General features: G+C 53.1%; 16 protein-coding genes. 11 read left to right on the plus strand and 5 right to left on the minus strand.

Features of this window, described 5'->3' with window-relative positions:
* The first annotated feature begins 305 nt into the window (after positions 1 to 305).
* The 4 genes from K0I63_RS14005 to K0I63_RS14020 all read left to right on the plus strand — a co-directional run bounded on the left by K0I63_RS14005 (position 306) and on the right by K0I63_RS14020 (position 4,992).
* The gene (locus K0I63_RS14005) at positions 306 to 1,595 is read left to right on the plus strand and encodes an O-acetylhomoserine aminocarboxypropyltransferase/cysteine synthase family protein (RefSeq protein ID WP_220081437.1); all 1,290 of its coding nucleotides are present in this window, start codon (positions 306 to 308) and stop codon (positions 1,593 to 1,595) included.
* Between the two features lie 290 nt (positions 1,596 to 1,885).
* Positions 1,886 to 2,674 carry an AraC family transcriptional regulator gene (locus tag K0I63_RS14010; RefSeq protein WP_220081438.1) on the plus strand — a complete coding sequence of 263 codons (789 nt, stop codon included), beginning with the start codon at positions 1,886 to 1,888 and terminating at the stop codon, positions 2,672 to 2,674.
* Between the two features lie 112 nt (positions 2,675 to 2,786).
* Positions 2,787 to 3,695, plus strand: coding sequence for an alpha/beta hydrolase (locus K0I63_RS14015; protein ID WP_220081439.1), 909 nt, complete (start codon positions 2,787 to 2,789; stop codon positions 3,693 to 3,695).
* 184 nt (positions 3,696 to 3,879) lie between these two features.
* On the plus strand, positions 3,880 to 4,992 hold the full coding sequence (locus K0I63_RS14020) for an HD domain-containing phosphohydrolase (RefSeq protein ID WP_220081440.1): 1,113 nt from the start codon (positions 3,880 to 3,882) through the stop codon (positions 4,990 to 4,992).
* Between the two features lie 345 nt (positions 4,993 to 5,337).
* Here the strand turns inward: K0I63_RS14020 and K0I63_RS14025 are convergent, their stop codons facing one another.
* Both K0I63_RS14025 and K0I63_RS14030 read right to left on the minus strand, forming a co-directional pair.
* Positions 5,338 to 6,093, minus strand: a complete 756-nt coding sequence (locus K0I63_RS14025; protein ID WP_220081441.1) for a putative porin — start codon at positions 6,091 to 6,093, stop codon at positions 5,338 to 5,340.
* A 440-nt stretch (positions 6,094 to 6,533) separates the two neighbouring features.
* On the minus strand, positions 6,534 to 7,262 hold the full coding sequence (locus tag K0I63_RS14030) for a DUF599 domain-containing protein (protein WP_220083457.1): 729 nt from the start codon (positions 7,260 to 7,262) through the stop codon (positions 6,534 to 6,536).
* Between the two features lie 514 nt (positions 7,263 to 7,776).
* Here K0I63_RS14030 and K0I63_RS14035 point away from each other — a divergent pair.
* The 4 genes from K0I63_RS14035 to rsmS all read left to right on the plus strand — a co-directional run bounded on the left by K0I63_RS14035 (position 7,777) and on the right by rsmS (position 12,849).
* Complete coding sequence (locus tag K0I63_RS14035) at positions 7,777 to 9,345, plus strand: S41 family peptidase (RefSeq protein ID WP_220081442.1); 1,569 nt, start codon at positions 7,777 to 7,779, stop codon at positions 9,343 to 9,345.
* 5 nt (positions 9,346 to 9,350) lie between these two features.
* Entirely contained in the window at positions 9,351 to 9,755 is a 405-nt protein-coding gene (locus K0I63_RS14040) for a hypothetical protein (RefSeq protein WP_258406877.1), read from the plus strand.
* Between the two features lie 366 nt (positions 9,756 to 10,121).
* Positions 10,122 to 12,515, plus strand: coding sequence for a TonB-dependent receptor plug domain-containing protein (locus K0I63_RS14045; RefSeq protein WP_220081443.1), 2,394 nt, complete (start codon positions 10,122 to 10,124; stop codon positions 12,513 to 12,515).
* Between the two features lie 148 nt (positions 12,516 to 12,663).
* Positions 12,664 to 12,849, plus strand: a complete 186-nt coding sequence (gene rsmS, locus K0I63_RS14050; RefSeq protein ID WP_220081444.1) for a pleiotropic regulatory protein RsmS — start codon at positions 12,664 to 12,666, stop codon at positions 12,847 to 12,849.
* A 154-nt stretch (positions 12,850 to 13,003) separates the two neighbouring features.
* Here rsmS and K0I63_RS14055 read toward each other — a convergent pair whose 3' ends face one another.
* Positions 13,004 to 14,830 carry a S8 family serine peptidase gene (locus K0I63_RS14055; RefSeq protein ID WP_220081445.1) on the minus strand — a complete coding sequence of 609 codons (1,827 nt, stop codon included), beginning with the start codon at positions 14,828 to 14,830 and terminating at the stop codon, positions 13,004 to 13,006.
* A 378-nt stretch (positions 14,831 to 15,208) separates the two neighbouring features.
* Between K0I63_RS14055 and K0I63_RS14060 the strand changes: the two genes are divergently transcribed.
* The 3 genes from K0I63_RS14060 to K0I63_RS14070 all read left to right on the plus strand — a co-directional run bounded on the left by K0I63_RS14060 (position 15,209) and on the right by K0I63_RS14070 (position 16,828).
* Positions 15,209 to 15,457: a hypothetical protein gene (locus K0I63_RS14060; protein WP_041406678.1), complete on the plus strand. Its 249-nt coding sequence runs from the start codon at positions 15,209 to 15,211 to the stop codon at positions 15,455 to 15,457.
* A gap of 81 nt (positions 15,458 to 15,538) precedes the next feature.
* Positions 15,539 to 16,246, plus strand: a complete 708-nt coding sequence (locus K0I63_RS14065; RefSeq protein WP_258406878.1) for a tRNA (adenine(22)-N(1))-methyltransferase — start codon at positions 15,539 to 15,541, stop codon at positions 16,244 to 16,246.
* 45 nt (positions 16,247 to 16,291) lie between these two features.
* Entirely contained in the window at positions 16,292 to 16,828 is a 537-nt protein-coding gene (locus K0I63_RS14070; RefSeq protein WP_220081446.1) for an NUDIX domain-containing protein, read from the plus strand.
* A gap of 95 nt (positions 16,829 to 16,923) precedes the next feature.
* Here K0I63_RS14070 and K0I63_RS14075 read toward each other — a convergent pair whose 3' ends face one another.
* Both K0I63_RS14075 and K0I63_RS14080 read right to left on the minus strand, forming a co-directional pair.
* Positions 16,924 to 17,838, minus strand: coding sequence for a pseudouridine-5'-phosphate glycosidase (locus K0I63_RS14075; protein ID WP_220081447.1), 915 nt, complete (start codon positions 17,836 to 17,838; stop codon positions 16,924 to 16,926).
* On the minus strand, positions 17,832 to 18,923 hold the full coding sequence (locus tag K0I63_RS14080; RefSeq protein ID WP_220081448.1) for a PfkB family carbohydrate kinase: 1,092 nt from the start codon (positions 18,921 to 18,923) through the stop codon (positions 17,832 to 17,834). The genes K0I63_RS14075 and K0I63_RS14080 overlap by 7 nt, the downstream gene beginning before the upstream one ends.
* Positions 18,924 to 19,127 lie beyond the last annotated feature (204 nt).

Raw genomic sequence — 19,127 nt, forward strand, 5'->3', positions numbered from 1 at the left:
TTAACAATGTAGTTTTATAACAATAAAACAGGTAAAGGGGATGCCGCTTATTTAGCTGGGGCTAAAACGTTCAATTTGGGACAAAAATTGCTCGACTCGAGTGGTGTCATCCGGGTCCTTTTTTGATGCAATAGGATCCAGAGAAAAAAGCCGGATAGCCAATCCGATCTCGAGCCAATTCGACCATAAAACTCACCTCATAGAGCAAATCACCTGCAAACCAAAAAGATTTAGACATCTAGAAGTCTAAATGCTATGGTCGTTTTTCGATCACAGGTTTTCAGTTAAGCGATAGGATGAATTAGATGAAACTCGAATCTCTAGCCCTGCATCATGGATATATCTCGGAAGCGACCACCAAGGCGGCGGCCGTGCCCATTTATCAGACCACCTCTTATACCTTCGACGACACCCAGCATGGTGCCGACCTGTTTGATCTTAAGGTGGCGGGCAACATCTATACCCGCATCATGAACCCCACCACAGATGTGCTCGAACAACGCCTGGCCGCCATCGAAGGCGGTATCGGCGCACTGGCGCTGGCCTCCGGCATGGCCGCCATCACCTATGCGATTCAGGCACTGACACAGGTGGGCGATAATATTGTCAGCACCAGTCAGCTCTATGGCGGCACCTATAACCTGTTTGCCCATACCCTGCCCAGACAAGGCGTCGAGGTGCGTATGTCGGCCTTCGACGACTTCGATGGCCTGGAGGCCCATATCGATGACAAGACCAAGGCGCTGTTTTGCGAGTCTATCGGCAACCCGGCGGGCAATATCGTCGACATCGCCCGTCTGGCCGAGATAGCCCACAGGCATGGCGTGCCGCTGATCGTCGACAATACGGTCGCCACTCCAGTGCTCTGCCGCCCCTTCGAACATGGCGCCGATATAGTCATCCATTCACTTACCAAATATATTGGCGGCCACGGCACCACCATAGGAGGGGTGATCATCGACTCGGGCAAGTTCGACTGGGCGGCTCAGCCTAAACGCTTCGCCCTGCTCAACGAGCCAGACCCCTCCTATCATGGTGTGGTCTATACCCAGGCGTTTGGTCCGGCGGCCTTCATTGGTCGCTGCCGCGTGGTACCGCTACGTAACACCGGCGCCGCCCTCTCGCCCCAGAGCGCCTTCCTGCTACTGCAAGGCTTAGAGACGCTGGCCCTAAGAATGGAGCGTCACTGCGACAACGCCCTGGCCCTGGCCAACTTCCTCCAGCAAGACCCCAGGGTCAGCTGGGTCAACTATGGCGCACTGGACAACAGCCCCTATCGCGACAACTGTGAGAAGATCACCTCGGGTAAGGCCTCGGGCATCATCAGCTTCGGCATCAAGGCGGAAGATAGCGAGGCGGCCAAGGCGGCTGGCGGACGTTTTATCGATGCCCTGCAGATGATCCTGCGCCTGGTCAACATAGGCGATGCCAAGTCCCTGGCCTGCCACCCGGCCACCACCACCCACAGGCAGCTCAACGGCGAAGAGCTGGCCAAGGCGGGTGTTTCAGAAGATCTTATTCGCATCTCGGTCGGCATAGAGCATATCGAGGATATTATCGCGGATGTCTCTCAGGCGCTGGATAAGGCGATCTAATTTAAAGGCTCCTGCTAAGCGCTTAGATAACTGACTTAACAAGCCAACCCAGATACCGGCCCCAAGCATCGCCCTACGAGGCGCTGTCGTTGGGGCCGTTTTTTATCTTCACTTTAAGCCCGCTCCTGGCGTTAACACGGCCTCAAGGGCTAGGCGCGCAAGCAAGAAGTTGAGGCAAGCGCTTGAAAATACGGTAGTAACATTAAGTCTTGGGATAGGCTATGATGCCGAAGCGGTCTAGATGCTAAAAAGGAGAAGGCAGGCATGAAGACAAAGAGGTCAAACGCTTGATGATGCACAGGCAAGAGATCGAACATATCCCCGTCTTTGGCTCGCCATCTCAGCTATTTAAGCCGGTTGCTCGGGAGTATCCAGATGGCCAACTACTGGCGCCCCATTGGCACCATGCCGCCCAACTGATTTACGCCGAATCCGGTGTGATGGAACTAAGCAGCGAGGAGAGTTTTTGGATAATCTCGCCTCAGCAAGCGCTGTGGATGCCCGCCGAGCAGCCCCACAGACTCAAGGCCCGAGGCCAAGTCAGCCTACGTAGCGTCTATTTTCAACCAGATACCCTGCCCGATAGCTTCTCCAAGCAGCCCCAAAGTCTGGTGGTCAGCCCCCTGCTTCGAGAGCTGATGAAGAGTGCGATGCCGGTGACCAGCAGCAGTCCGCCCAGCAGCAGAGAGGTGCACCTGATGCAACTTCTGATGAGTGAGATCGGCTGGGCACAAGAGATCCCCTTGAAGCTACCCATGCCAAAAGATAACCGACTACAGAAGATCTGCCTAGGCTTGCTTGCAGATCCCGGCAACGACAGTACGCTCATCCAGTGGGGAGAGATAGTCGGCGCATCACCCAGAACCTTATCCCGGCTATTTCAAACCCAGCTGGGGACGAGCTTCGCCATTTGGCGTCAACAGGCCAGAATATTCGCCGCCATCCCCAGGCTAAATCTCGGCGAGCCCATAGTACGGGTGGCGATGGAGATGGGCTATGATTCTGCCGGCGCCTTCGCATCGGCATTTAAAAAGATGATGGGAGTTACCCCGAGCGAGTTTCGCACACAAGTTGTCTGATTAGCGAAGATACCTGTCCGTTTCAAGGCAGACCCCTTCGCCCTCTCGCCTTACTATTTTCTCGTTTCCCCATATTTGAGGTTCAGAGTTAATGAGTGATAGAGAGGTGATTATGAGTCAATTTACCCGCCACAGCGTTAAGGTGCCAGCCAACGGAGTCGAGCTAGACGCCTGGCTTTATCTGCCTGTCTGCGAAGAAGCATCCCTGAATAAACCAGCCCCGGCGATTGTGATGAGCCACGGCTTCGCCGCCGTTAAAGAGCTGTACATCGACAAGTTCGCCGAGGCATTTGCGAAGGCGGGCTTTGCCGTACTGCTCTATGACCACAGAAATTTCGGCAAGAGTGGCGGTGAACCCCGAGGCGAGATCATCCCCTATCAACAGATAGAAGATATGAGGGAGGTGATCAACTGGCTGAGCTTTCGTCCCGAGGTTAACGCCGAGCAGGTCGGCGTGTGGGGCACAAGTTTTAGCGGTGGACATGCCATCATGGTGGGCGCCTTAGATCGCCGGGTGAAATGTGTCGTCGCCCAGGTACCGACCATCAGCGGCTATCAAACGTTTCTTCGCCGGGCAGGTTCACGGCTCAGCGCAGTGCAAAAAGAATTTGAGCAGGACAGGGCAAGGCGATCCCAGGGCGAGACGCCCAGTTACATAGGAGTGATCCCCCAAGAAGAGCAGCCCGGCATCTATGCCAGCGATGAAGCCATGGAATTTTACGGTAAATCCTGGACGCTCGCCGAAGGATGGGAAAATCGGGTCACACTCAGGTCCAGCGAAAAAGCGAGCGAGTATGAGCCTGGGCTCTGGATAGCGCGCGTCAGTCCAACGCCGCTCTTGATGATAGTCGCTGAAAATGACACTGTCACACCGACAGACTTAGCCCTATCGGCCTTTACCAGGGCGCTAGACCCCAAGCGGCTCTGCCTGCTGCCTGGCGGTCACTTCGACCCCTATGTGAAACACTCAGTGCGTTCGATAACGGAGGCGATAGCATGGTTTAGCAAATACCTGAATTAAGATTCTAATCAGGCTTTTGTGGCCGAGGTCGCAAAAACCGTTCACTCAGATTTCTTGATTAAGGTCATGGTTTTACGCCTTTTGCCCCTAAGCCATAGGTATAATGCTATCTCTGCCGATGTGTTGACTATAATGATGGGTAGCGATTTGCGCGCAAGCAGGCGACAGGCCAAGGGAGCGGCACATGTACTACACCTCGACGGACCTTAATCAGCACCCCTCTATCATGAGCAAGCTGTCACACCTTCACGCCACCACCCAGGCCAAGCTGCCGCAGATCACCCGTATCGCCGTCGCCCTATACGACCAGGACAGCGACATAGTGCGCACCTTTATCTATAGCGGCAAGCCCTCCCCCCTCAACCACTATCAGGCCAATCTCAGCCAGTGCCACTCGCTGCAAGAAGTTGCCCGCTCCAGAGAGGCCAGGATAGTGCAAGATCTTGGCATCTACAGAGACAGCCGACACGAGCACGCCATCAAGATCTATGAGGCGGGCTATCGCAGCAGCTATACCCTGCCCCTGCTTTCAGGCAATACCCTGCTGGGCTTTATCTTCTTTAACGGCGACGACGAGCAGGTGTTCGACAAGCGCTGCGTGGAGCATCTGGATCTTATCGGCAATCTGCTGGCGCTGATGGTAATCAACGAGTTGAGCGAGGTGATCACCCTGGCCTCGACCATGAAGACCGCCATAGATGTCACCCATTTTCGCGACCCGGAAACCGCAGGTCATCTGAGTCGCATGGCCCATTATTCGCGGCTGATCGCCCAGCGCGTGGCGGATGAGAGGGGCTTAAACGATCACTTCATCGAACATATCTTCATGTTTGCGCCTCTGCACGACATTGGCAAGATCACAGTGCCCGACGAGATCTTGTTTAAACGTGGCCCGCTCACCCCAGATGAGCGCACCGAGATGCAGAAACACTGTGAGTCGGGCCGGGATCTTATCGACAAACTCTTGTGTAACTATCGCCTGAGTAACCTGGACCACACCAAGATGCTGCGCAATATCGTACTCTGTCATCATGAGGCGATGGATGGCTCCGGCTACCCAGCGGGACTGATTGGCGAAGCTGTGCCGATCGAGGCAAGAATCGTGGCGGTTGCAGACGTGTTCGATGCCCTCACCAGTGAGCGCCCCTACAAGGCCGCCTGGACCAATAGCGATGCCTTTGCCGAGCTTGCACGTCTGGCGGGCAGTAAGCTGGACGCCGACTGTGTCGCCGCCCTCCATGAGGCTCTCCCCGAGGTGCTCAGGATTCAAGCCACCTTCGACTCCACCGAGTTCTAATGCTAACAGCAAAAAGATTGGGCGCGAAAAAGCAAAATAGGTAGCAAAGCATTAGCGCCAAAGGCAACTGATCTGAGACCTGAGAGCAGAGCGCAGAAAAGGATTAGCACTGAGCTAGGCATCACTAACATAATAAAAAAAAGAAAAAGAAGATAAGAAAAAGGCCTGCTAAGCCAGGGCGCTAGCAGGCCTTTGTTACTCACTATGTCTCTCACCTTGAAAACAAGATTTTAAAGCAGAGACACTTAGTCAGAAACATTAGGTCAGAGACATTAGGTCAGAGACATTAGATAAGAGACACCAAGTAAAAGACGTTGAGTCTCAAACATTTGTCTGACAGAAATCTTAGAAACGACCGACTACGCCAAGACCGATATTTACACCATCGAAATCTGAATCCAACACGCGGATCAATTCGAACTTAGCCGAGAAGTTATCAGAAATACGCAGCCAGTAAGCGGTTCTCACGTCGAATGCATCATCATACTCTGTATCGGTATAACCCAGACCCACAGACCAAGCATTGTTCACATACCAGTCTGCGCCCAGGTTAATCTTGTCGTCATTGTCACTGTGAGTCCAGTTAGCCTGCAGATCCACGCCAGCAGTAGATTGTAGCGCGATATAGCTGCGAACCTTCACACCATAGCTCTCTTCAACACCCTTGTCGCCATCGGCATAGAAGACAGACACAGATGAAGAGTCATTGAAGTAGTAACCCACTTCCGCGCCATAGGTGTCGAAGTCAAAGTTAGCATAGTCGTGCTTGTTATAGTTCACGCCAACAAACCACTTAGAGGCGAATACATAAGTACCATCGATACCGTAATAGTCCAGGTCGGCATCGTCGATGTTGCTGTAGTAAGCCCCCAGGTTAGAGCTTTGCGCCAGGAAGCCATTTAAAGCATATGGGCTGCTTTTCTGATCCACTGGCGTCACATAGTAGCGGTAGTTCGCGTTCCAGGTACCATCGCCGAACGCTTCAGAGTTAGACTTATAGTTCAAACCGGCTTCGTGTTGAAAGGCATTGTCCTGGGCAGCGATGGCGCTCATGCTGCTAAGACCAAGAAGAATGGCAACGGCTGTTACTGATTTTTTCATCAATGTATTCCCTTATATTTATGAAGCTAGGAGAATAAAAGACAAAAAATAGAAAGGTGTTTTACACAATCCATTGTAAAATTCTGATATTTATGAGAATAAATATCCGGCGCTCTCCTAGCGGCGCTAACGATACGCCATAGTTTAGGAAAAGTGCAATAAAAACTTCATAAAAGCCAAGCAATAAAACATTAACAAAAACAATGAGCAACAAATAGATAACAAGTGATACCTAAAGATTACACTTCTCCCCCCTGACTCAAAGACACCCCGCAGCTTGCTCTCGTATCCTCATAAGCCATTAATTTTTAGAGACCACTAATCCTAAGACGCTTTGACCTTATCGGAAATTAGTGCTCGGCGAATAGCTGCGCTGGGCAGCTAGTTGCTCAGGGCAATCATGGGCTCTGGGTAGTCAGTTGCTCTAGTTCTATTTAGCGCTAGACGGTCTTAGTCGCTTTTGTCTGCTCTCGTTCATCGAGGATTAACATTCCCTGAGTGATCGCCTGCACCGCCCTGGACTTAAACTCGCGGCGATACAGGGTATGGACCACCACCAGGCTAGAGACGATAAACAGCAGCGGATGGAAGAACCAGCCCAGCACAGCCATGGAGAAATAGTAGGAACGTAGGCCATAGTTATAGGCATGAGCCGCCCTGTCCTGCACTATCGCCATCTGCAGCGCATAGGCCTTTAGCTGCTCATCTTGACCACTCTTATCGACTGGGGTCGCCCCCACCATGACGTTGAGGAAACCATATTGGCGCATCGACCAGGTAAACTGAAAGAAGGCCATCACAAAGATCAGCGTCAATATGCCAAGTTTGAACTGGATCAGCATGTGAACCGGCGGCGCCGTCATGGGGATAGAGGCGATCACTGCCTCCAATCGCTCGACCTGGGCAAATAGGGTCAATACCCCGGCAAGCACCAGCATAGTGGTGCTGGCGAAGAAGGTGATGTTTCGCTCAAGGTTGGCCAGCAGCGCCGCCTCCGCCACCCTCACCTCGCGTCCCAGCAGCTGATACATCCAATGAATACGATGCTGATGCAGGCAACGGGCGATACAGTTAGTGTTCTTGGCCTTCTTGCGGGCGAAGCGGGCGTAACCTATCCAGCAGCTAAAGAAGCAGGTCACGGCGATAAGGTCGAGCAGGTAATTATTCATCATGGATTCAACTTGTTAACTAGGGGCAAAGTGGTCAATGACTGCCAAGGCTCATTTAATCATAGCCCATTGATATTGCAACTCAATTTCCTCACACCTTAATGTCTAATTGGTGTGGTTGTGCGTAATAGCTCCCTCAGGCGCTCATCGCCAGCAAAACCATGACAGGTGGCAGTTGGCTGCTGGCTATAAGGTGCAGTTAAATGGGGGCAAGCGAGAAAAGCGCAGGCAAATTAAAACCGATCCCTATGCCTGCACATTCGAGCATTTCTGCTGGCTTATCGTCGGTTTATCTGAATCCTCGCCCCATTAAGACCACCTTCTCGATGCAATCGGCTACAAATAGATAGAAAACGAGCAGGAAAACACAAGAGCGTCCGCGACTTAGGCTATACCTGTATGCAATTCTTAGCTAAGATGGTCAAGAAATTGTTACACCCATGTTTTCCGGCATGAGACCCGTTAACAATTGCAACGTCACCAAACACAAGAGTTTAATAATAAAGGATTATTTATGAAGTCAATCTCAAATGCTCTGTTTACAAGCCTGATCGCATCAGGCCTCTTGCTCACTGGCTGTAGCGGCGGTGGCAGTGGTAGCGATACCTCTGGCAGCGGCGGCTCCATAGGCACGGGCAGCACGGTGAAATGGGTCGAGGGAGAATTTACTCCCTATGCACAATTGGCCAACCAATGCGATGCGGGTCTCAAGGAAAAACTGTGGTTACGTTCTTGGAGTAACGACACCTACCTTTGGTACAGCGAGATCATCGACAGAGATCCGGCGCCTTACCAGGTCTTAGAATATTTCAGCCTACTGAAAACCGAAAACCTGTCGGCCACTGGCAACCCTAAAGATCAGTTCCACTTCTCTATGCCCACCAGCGAATGGGAACAGCTCAATCAATCGGGCGCCTCGGTCGGTTATGGCATGAGCTTCCATCTCCAGCAGGCCAGCAGCACCGCAGACAGAAAGGTTACCGTGACCTACACAGAGCCTAGTTCACCGGCCACCAGCGCCAATATCGCCCGCGGCGCCGTCATCGTCAGCATAGATGGCGTGAGCGTGAAAGATGCCAACGACACGGCCTCGATCAATACCCTGAATAACGGCCTCTTCCCCAGCGACGACGGCCAGGAGACACGCTTCACTATCCTAGATCTTGGCGCCAGCCAGACCCGTGACGTGGTTCTTACCGCGCAAACAGTGGTCTCGACTCCAGTACAGAACACTAAGGTGCTCGCCAGCCCTTCGGGTAACGTGGGTTACTTCCAATTTAACTCCCACATCGCCACGGCAGAGCGCGGCCTCTATGATGCCATCGCCACGCTGGCCAATGCCAAGGTAGACGATCTGGTACTGGATCTGCGCTACAACGGCGGCGGTTTACTGGCCATGGCGAGCCAGCTGGGCTACATGATTGCCGGCCAGCAGGCGACGCAAAATCGTATCTTCGAGCGCAGCACCTTTAACGACAAGTACCCCACCAAAGATCCTGTCACCGGCCAGACCTTAACGCCTATGCCTTTCATCGATGAAACCATAGGCTTTAATCCAAGTCTGTTGAGCGGTGGTCAGAGCCTGCCAAGCCTTAACCTGTCACGAGTATTCGTGCTCACCACAGACAACACCTGCTCCGCCAGTGAGGCGCTGATCAACAGCCTACGCGGTATCGATGTCGAAGTGATCCAGATTGGCGGCACCACCTGTGGTAAGCCCTATGGCTTCTACCCAACGCCGAACTGCGCCACCACCTACTTCACCATTCAGTTTAAGGGTGAAAACGACAAGGGCTTCGGCGACTACTCAGACGGTTTCGTCCCCAGCAGCAACCCAACGCTACAAAGCGAAGTGCCAGGCTGTGACGTAGCAGATGATTTCAATCATGCCTTAGGCGACCAGGAAGAGAGCCAGTTTGCTGCGGCCCTCTACTACCGTGATAACAACAGCTGCCCGGCTCAGGTGGCAAAGGCGTCACGTACCCAGGCGAAACCTCAGTTTGTCGATGCGGGTTATGTGCTGCAAGATACCCGCAATCAAAACCTGCTGTTTAATAACCGGATTCTGACTCAGCCTAAGTAGGATTTATGATGAAACGCATAGTTCGTATTATGCTCGGCGTCATGCCGTTAACGCTCCTTGGCTGCTCACTACAGGCACAAGACGCTACTTTGCCGGATCCTGTGCCAGCCCCAGTGCCAGCAATAGTCAGTGAGCCCAGTGCAGAGAGTCTGGCTGAGCTGGAAAACGCCATCGCCAAGCTGTTACAGATGCAGAAGGTGACCCTAGCCGCCGATGCATTCACCCGAAACAGTCGTGTGGCGCTTGAGCGCAATCCCCATAAGGATCCTAACAGTCAGCTGTTGATGGGCCGCAACTTTGAGCTGCCGCAAATCGTCCAGCTTTGGATTAGTGGTGATGAGTGTTTTATTGCAGATGCCGAGGAGCATCGCAGTGCGCCGCTGACGGTGACTCGCTGCTCACCAGAATAGACCAATCAGCCAGGCTATCTGGCCATCAAGATGAGTCATCCCCACGACGGCTGCTTACCCAAAGCAGCCGTCGTTTTTTATTATTAATGCACTCATAGCTAACCTTATCTGCTGGCCGTGAACCTATCGTCAGACCTAAATAAGGACGCTCCCCCTCCCTAACGACAAAGACCCATTCTGTAAACCTCATCCAGCTCACAGGGTACGTTAGGCGAGATAAAATGCTCCTTCGATACGCTATCGCGAGTACTCAATAGAACCGTCTGCACTGAGTTAGTACATATCCTTCTAAATGTAACAATTGTTACAGTGATATTATCCCGCGCTTCTCATTATTGTTTTACATACCAATTATTAAGAGGCCTTATGCGCTTAGCTGTTTCCGCATTAGCAGTGTCATCTGCACTCATCCTTCCTGGCGTCCACGCTGAAGATCAACAAGCCAGCTTTGAAAAAATCGAGATCATAGGTTCACGTATCGCACTACGTACCGCCACAGATAGCGTGGCACCGGTGGACATTATTACCGCCGAGCAGCTCGAATCGACGGGGATGACAGAAACGGCAAAGGCACTGCAATTTGCCGCGCCCAGCTACAGCTTTCCATTCTCATCGGTAACCGATGGCTCAGATGCGGTGCGCCCGGCGAGTCTGCGCGGCCTATCACCGGATCACACCTTAGTCTTGGTCAACGGCAAGCGTCGTCACGGCTCGGCACTGGTCCATCTGAGTGGCACAGTAGGTAAAGGCTCATCTAACGTCGACCTGAACGCCATTCCGATGACCGCAATCAAACGCATCGAGATTCTGCGTGACGGCGCATCGGCGCAATATGGCTCCGATGCGATTGCCGGCGTCATCAACGTGGTGTTAAAAGACAATGAACAAGGTGGTAGCGTATCGGCGCAGGCAGGCCAAACCTACGCGGGTGACGGCGAACAGTGGCGCGTGGGTGCCAACCATGGCATAGCCTTGGGTGACGATGGCTTCGTCAATGTCTCACTAGAGGCACACCATAAAGACAGCACTAACCGCGCAGGGCTAGATCCTCGCCAGCAGTATCCGCAGTTAGCCGATGGCTCTCTAGATCCTCGCGAAGCCAGCTTTAATCGCAAGAGCCATCAGGTTGGCGACGCCGAATACGACAACCTAGGCCTGTTCATCAACGCAGCCAAGGCCATTTCAGACAAGGGCGAGCTATACGCCTTCGGTGGCGTAAGCAAACGCGAAACTAAATCAGGCGCCTTCTATCGTAGAGCCCTGGATAAACGTAACTTAACCGAGGTGTATCCCGACGGTTTCTTACCCCAGATCAACCCTGAAATTATCGACACCTCGTTGGTGCTTGGTTATGAGTTCACCCTGGGTGAATGGAACATCGATACCTCCGCAGGCCATGGCGAAAATTCATTTAACTACAATATTGTTAACTCATTAAACGCATCTTTGGGCCCCGATAGCCCGACCGAATTTGATGCAGGCACCTTGTCGACCCGTGAAACCAACTTAAACATCGATGCGTCGCGCTATTTTAACTTTGCAAACGACTCAGAGATCCTCTTTGCCGCGGGCGTGTCATGGCGCAAGAATGGCTACCAAATTGAAGCGGGCGAGAGTGCTTCCTACATCAATGGCGGTTTCGATAATCGCGCCGCCGGCAGCCAGGGCTTCTCGGGCTTTACCCCAGAATCTGAAGTCGACGAGACCCGAGATAACACGGGCGTTTATGTCGAGCTAGAAAACCAGTTAACCGATGACTTTTACTGGGCGGCGGCGCTGCGTTACGAAAACTATTCAGACTTCGGCGACAACACCAGCTGGAAGCTAGCGGGCCGCTACGACTTTACCGACAACCTGGCCCTGCGCGGAACCATCAACACAGGCTTTAGAGCGCCTAGCGTGCAGCAGCTGTATTTCAGCAATATCTCTACCCTGTTTAACCCCGATCCTGTCACGGGTCAGTTGGTACCGACAGAATCGGGCACATTCAACACCCTGTCACCCGTGACAAAAGGCTTAGGGATCAATGAGCTCGAGCCAGAGTTGTCACAATCTTTCAGTCTAGGTCTGGTCTATCGCAATGATGCGGGCCTGGCACTGACCTTGGACGCCTATCAGATCTCTATCGATGACCGTATCATCTTGTCGAGCTCAGTCACGCCAGATGATTCACCGGCGGTCGCAGAGGCCTTGGCCGGCACCAATGCCGAATCGGCACGCTTCTTCATCAACGCCGTCGATACCCGTACCCGAGGCGTCGATCTGGTAATAAGTCAGAATTTTGATATCGGCGCTTGGGGCGATCTGCAAGCCAACCTGGCCTATGCCTATAACAAAACGGAAATTCAAGACATTCATTTCCCGCAAGTGTTAGACGGCGTAGGTAAAGAGCTCTTCGATCGCATCGAACAAACCCGTATGACCTCGGCCACGCCAAACAACACAGGCAACCTGGGACTCACCCATAGACTAGGTGATTTCAAGACCAACATTCGTCTCAGTTACTTCGGCGACTATACTGTGGGCTACTCCTCAGGCGATGTCACTTACAGCGACCAATGGGTTATGGATATGTCGGTGCAATATGCGGCAACTGATGCGCTAAGCTTTACCGCCGGGGCGCAAAACCTGTTTGATGTCTACCCGGAGAAGCGTCCGGACAGCAACAACTTCAATGGCATCTTCGTCTATCCATTAACCAATACGCCATTTGGCTTTAATGGTGGTTACGTCTTCTTAGAAGCCAAATATACCTACTAGTCCCCGTAGGTTCATCACTCTAAAACAGGCCATATATGGCCTGTTTTTTTATTTAGCCACACATAGATGCATGCAAGTGACAGCCTAAGCAACTTGTTCCCATTGGCGCCCTATGTGAGAATCGACAGCAGGCATTTGAGGGAAGAATATGACACAAGCACCAGATAACTCATCTACAGCTCAAACGGCTCTTGATGACGCGAGTGACGAAATAAAACTCGCCGTAGACCTTATTTATCTTCTGGAGAGTAATGAGATTGAGCCAGATGTGGCACTGGCGGCTTTAGAGATAGTAAAGCAGGACCTAAAGAGAAAACTGAGCAAAGAAAACTGAACAAGGCTAACACTTAGCCGCTTACACTCAGGGCATCACGAAGTCATTTACGGACTGTTTATTGCTCCCTTTCATTACGCCCATCTATTGCTAATGAATTAACCATAAAAAAACGCAGCCTAGGCTGCGTTTTTAGTGTTACTCAGGGAGTTGTTTAGAAGATCACTGTCTGCTCGGCAGTACAGGTAGAAGTACCTTCGTCACAAGCCTTATAAACATAAGTTCCGCCACCCTTAGTGTTGATGGTGTCAGTGTAGGTGCTGCTCGCCGAAGTGGTCGCAAGCTTGCTGCCATCACGGTAAACATCTACGTTTGCACCAGCGGCGCCAGAGAAGGTCAGATCCACTGTCTTAACGCCCTTGTTCTTGTAGCCGTTGGCCGACAGAGTGAAATCACCACCAGTGTTTCCGCCACCATTGTCGCCACCGGCACAGCCGTTAGCAGTCAGGTAAGCATCGGCAGCCGCAGCCTGAACGATACCGTAACCGAAGTACTCATCTTTACCCGGTGCACCGCTGTCCATGGCAGTCGCTTTCAGCGCAGCACGGATCTCGCTACCTGTACACTGGTTGTGGTTAGACCAAACCAGCGCCGCAATACCAGATACCGCAGGAGTCGCCATAGAAGTACCGCTCATGAAGCCGTAGTCGGCAGTACCGATATCTACAGTTGCAGTGCTCGCCGCTAACAGCGCCGCACGATCTTCCTGTGCAGTGCCTACTGCTGGGATAGAGGTAGTGTTGGTGTCACCTAGAGTGCCGTACAGCATGCCAGGCTCGTTGTTGATGATGATCGCACCGACACCACCCGAGTTTTCACAGTTAGCGACCTTGTCGTGGAAAGAGATCACGCCGCGGTCGATCACACAGATGTTACCGTTAGCGCCAGCATCGGTCGCTTCGGCAGTGCCCATGTAATAGGTGTTGCCTGAAACTGTGCCTGAATTTTCCATCGCGCTGCTGGCAAATGAAGCGCCGTCTGCACTCAAGTTAGACGCAGTCGCCATGCCTGCAGGGTAAGTTGATAGTGTGTCTACACCACCGGCAGTCACTTCCACACAGATAGTCTCGTCTGAAGTCGCCTTAGGACCACGACCCGAAGTACAAGATGGGAACTGAGAGAAATCGGCGATGTTGTTGTTTGCATCGTTCGCGCCCACCATCATGACAGATGGGTAACCCGCTGGGTATGAACGTACGTTGTTACCATCGTTACCCGCAGCGGCAACCACCAGACCGCCTGCATCGACGAAGGCTTGGAAAGCGTTAGATTCGGTAGAGTTAGCTCCGCCACCACCTAAGCTCATGCTGATGATGTTGGCACCGGCCGCGCTACACAGGTTAGTGGCATGGGCCAGATCAGATGAGTAACCCCATCCTTCAGCGTTGAATACCTTGATGATGTGCATGTCGACGCCAGGCGCCATACCGATCACACCGACGTTGTTGTCGGCTGCACCGATAGTACCGGCAACGTGAGTACCGTGTGGGCCGCCGTTGACGTTCCAGTTGCCTGTACCCGAATCGTTGTCGCCAGTGATCTTGTTCCATTCGAAATCTGGGTTAGACGCGTCCAGACCCGAGTCGATGATACACACCTTCATGCCGGCTGCGGCGTTGAAAGTCAGCTGATCAGCCTGTGATTGATACACAGCGTAAGGTGTTACCTGCTGCGTCATTGGGTTGCCCGCATCATCGCTAAAGCTCATCAGATGACGACGCTGGTCCGCCTCGACTAATTTAACGTGTGGGTTGTTTAACAGTCCCTTGACCTGGGCCAAATCTTTGCCCGCAAAGGTTGCAGCGATAAAGCCTTCACCATCTACATGGATCTGTGCGCCTAACTGCTTAGCCAGTGCCTTAACGACACCCTTACTGCCATTGTCTACCTGGATGATGTAACGATCATCATCGGCAAATGCCTGAGTTGATAGGCCAACACTTAATGCCATTACCGCACTTGCCAACTTAGTTAACTTCATAGAGGTCTCTCCATTATATTTATTTTGTTAAGAGTCTTTTTATTAGAACTTCCCTGAATAGCAAATGCCGCGGTATATCTCTCTTCAATTGCGACCTGATTTGGCATTTACTACCACACAACAAGGCACAAGCTATCACACCAACTTGACAGCAACAAGGTGTTAACAAAAAATAAACATATGTTGCACGGGCGTACATTTTATTCGGGAGTGGAATTCGCTGGCTGGCTTATCGCGCCGCCAGACAAGAGGCTTTGCGGTCATCATACGAGAAGCTTTGCAATACAGATCCCGGCTTGTCGGCTGGTAAAAGCGCTGTTGCAACGCGCCAAGGCTGGTATACTAGGGCCTCATTTGCCACTATTGACGACATTGACGATGACAGACAACGCCACGCCAGCAAACCAAGCAGTAGACTTCTCGGCCATCAACAAGAGCACGGCCGCCTCCTTTAACGAGCAGAAGAATCTGATCAAGCGGCTATTTAAGGGCAACAGAGTCGATTGCCAAAAATGTAAACAACCGCTGCAGCTGATCGTGCCCACCGAGAAGGCACAGACAGGCCATTACGGCGTGTTTTGTAAGAAGGGTTGTACGGATATCGAGCTGGAAATCGATCTGCTTTAATTTTTAACGCCCTAGACCAAGCAACCCATTAAACACCGGCAATGTCGCTACAACCGCCATTCCCGGTGACGAGCCTCCCCTTTGAAACTCAGTCAACGTCTCTCTCACCTGCAGACTATGGTCGATGGCCGCTACGCCCATATCTGGGACTGCTGCTGCGATCACGGCCTGCTCGGCGCCGCCCTGCTTAAGAAACAGGTGGCCGGTACCCTGCATTTTGTCGATATCGTGCCTGGCATAATGCAGACCCTGCAGGGCAAACTTGAGCGCTTCTTCCCACTAAACCAAGATGCCACCAGCCCTCAATGGCGGGTGCACTGCATGGATGTGGCCAAGCTGCCGCTAGCGGACTATCCGAGCGAGACGCCGCAACTGGTGATCATCGCAGGGGTTGGCGGCGAGCTGACCGGCGAGCTGGTAAGTGCGATTCAAGCCTGCGCCGATGCGCTTGGTCAGCACATAGAGTTTCTCCTCTGCCCCGTGCATCACACCTATCAGCTCAGAGACAGGCTAAGTGCCATGGCGCTCAATCTGATCGATGAGAAATTGATTAGCGAGAACAAGCGCTGCTACGAGCTTTTGCATGTGGCGCGCCGCGGCGAGCGTCCCATCACGGCGATTGGCGACAGCCTCTGGTCACAGGCGCCGTTTGAGTTACAACTGGCCTACCTAAGGCGCCTTTTGAAACACTATCATCAGGTGGTCAGAGGCAGTAAGCAAGAGCAGAAGCCGCTGCTCGAGCGCGCCATCTCAGATTATCAGGCGCAGCTGGACCTGCTTAGCGCCTAGCCTGTTGTCTTTGGCATTCCTTTTTCATCTTCAAGTGAGTCACTTATGCGCCTGCTGAAATCCACTATCCATCCCGACCTTAACGCCGCCACGCCAGAGGAGGTATCCGGACAGGGCTTCATCCGCCGCGCGGCGCGCGCCATAGTGCTCAGGGGCAGCCAAATATTGATGCTCTACACGGCGCGGTATCACGACTACAGTATTCCCGGTGGCGGCGTGGATGAGGGCGAAGATATTCGCCAGGCGCTGCTGAGGGAACTGGAAGAGGAAACCGGCGCCCATACTATCGAGATACTGAGCGAGTTCGGCCGCTACCAGGAGTTTCGTCCCTGGTATAAACCCGGATTCGATTTTGTGCAGATGGAGTCTTACTGCTTCGTCTGCGAAATTGGTGAGGAGCTGGGCGATACTAAGCTTGAGAGCCATGAACTGCAAAACGGCATGCACCCGGTCTGGATAGAGATTCATGAGGCAATTGCCCACAATGAGCACACCATGGCTCATAGCGACAAGAAGGGATTATCTATCGAGCGCGAGACCTATCTGCTACGGCTGATCCGCGATGAACTGCTCACTTGCTAAACTGCTCACAAATTAAAATCATCTCAAGATAAACCGCCCGTAAACTCACAAAAAAAGAGCGCCGCAGCGCTCTTTTCAATACCGATAGCTAGCAATTAACGGCTGTATTCACAGGCGATCTGCGCCGCCAACTTGGCGTTGTTAAACACCAGCTGGATGTTGGCCGCCAGGCTACTGCCCTCTGTCTTCTCGGCCACCTTGGCCAACAAGAAAGGCGTCGAGGCCTTACCAGAGATCCCCTTGGCATCCATCTCGGCCACCGCATCTTTAATCACCTGATCGATCATCGCCTTATCCAGGGCATACTCGGCCGGGATAGGGTTAGCAACCACCACGCCGCCCTTGAGGCCCATCTGCCACTTGGCCGTCATGGCATCGGCCACCTGCTTAGGGGTGTCCAGACGATAGTCGACACCGAAGTCGCTCTCACGTGTGTAGAAGGCGGGTAGCGTCTCGGTTTCATAACCGACTACAGGCACGCCTTGAGTCTCTAAGTACTCCAGGGTCAGACCGATATCCAGAATCGACTTGGCACCGGCGCAGACCACGGCCACTTCGGTATTAGCCAGCTCCTGCAGGTCGGCAGAGATATCGAAGGTTTGCTGGGCACCGCGATGCACGCCGCCGATACCGCCGGTGGCAAATACTTTGATGCCCGCCATCGCCGCCAAGATCATCGTCGACGCAACCGTGGTCGCACCATCGGCCTGCTTGGCCACGATGAAGGGAATGTCGCGGCGGCTGGTCTTGATCACCGCCTGACCCGCCTTACCCAGATACTCTATCTCATCGTGAGTCATGCCCACCTTGAGGCGTCCCTTGAGGATGGCGATGGTCGCAGGAACCGCGCCGTTGTCACGGATGATCTGCTCCACCTTGAGAGCCGTCTCGACGTTTTGAGGGTAAGGCATACCGTGAGAGATGATGGTCGACTCCAGTGCCACCACGGGACGACCGGCATCCAGCGCCGCTTTCACTTCTGGGTTGATATCTAGGTACTGCGCTAACATAGAGACTCCTTGATAACTCGGTTAACTGATATTTCAGACATGTTTGGGTTGATCGTTGCCAGATCCGACAGGGCGACCACCGCCGCCGCCATGGCAAACTCGGTCGACTGACGGGTAGACCAGCCTTGAATAAAGCCGTGGGCCAGGCCTGCCAGGAAGGCATCGCCGGCACCGTTGGCGTTGACCATCTCCACCGGAATGGCCGGAATATGGGCCTGCTCCTCACCGTCGCTGTAGAAGACACCGTCGATCCCCAGGCTCAGGAAGACGCGCTTAACCCCCTGCTCGTGGAACCAATTCGCCAGCACTGGCAGCTCACCATAGTTGGCGATAGAGATCCCCGAGAGCTGCTCGGCCTCTTTGAGGTTCGGCTTGAGGGTATGCACGGCGCCGAGATAGGGCTTAATCTTCTCTGCCTTGGCGCAGGAGACGGTATCGACAAACAGTGGGATGTCGGCGAAGTTGCTTAGCAGATAGGCCAAGGCGGCCTCGGACAGGTTGGCATCGATAATCGCCAGGCTGGCGCGCTTGAGCATCTCCTGCTGACTCTTGAGCTGCTCGACCCCGAGACGCTCAAGAATCGCCATATCGTTGATCGCCACATGCATGTCGCTGTCGCCGTCGAGCACAGAGAGGTAGGTGGAGGTCACGCCATCGCTCAGCTGCAGACTGGGCTTCATGTCGATGCCGGCGCGCTGACAGTGCTCGACGATCTGCTGACCATAGGCATCTTTGCCCACGGCGGTCATCAGACGGGTATCCGACCCCAAGCGGGCCAGGTTCTCGGCGATGTTACGCCCCACCCCACCTGGGCTGCAGCTGACGCTCCCCGGGTTGGAATCCCCCACCCGCAGGCTAGCCGCCGGACGACCGAGAATATCCATGTTGGCGCCGCCGATCACCATGGCATACTTGGCCTCGGCCAGGATATAGCCCTTGCCACGAATCACCCCCTTGTTGGTGAGATTCATGATATGCCCCGCCACGGCGGAGCGACTGATCCCTATACGGTCGGCCAGCTCCTGCTGGGGGATCAAAGGGTCTTGCTTGAGTAGTGCTAAGATTTCTAATTCACGTTCCGTCATTTAGGCGATCTCACTAAGCAATAGGTAGTGTCTATATGGGTACTGCCTGGTTATGCAAAGCTATAGCAAGCAAATACCAATAGATAAACAAATGTTTGCATACCAAACTTTTGTTTTACGTTAATCGATCTCGCCAGCGAGCGCAAGGTAAACAAAATCGGAATCAAGTGGTTATGTGAGGTGCGCCACACAGCCCTGCAAGCT

This window comes from Shewanella rhizosphaerae, assembly GCF_019457655.1.
In the GTDB taxonomy this organism is placed as follows: domain Bacteria; phylum Pseudomonadota; class Gammaproteobacteria; order Enterobacterales; family Shewanellaceae; genus Shewanella; species Shewanella loihica.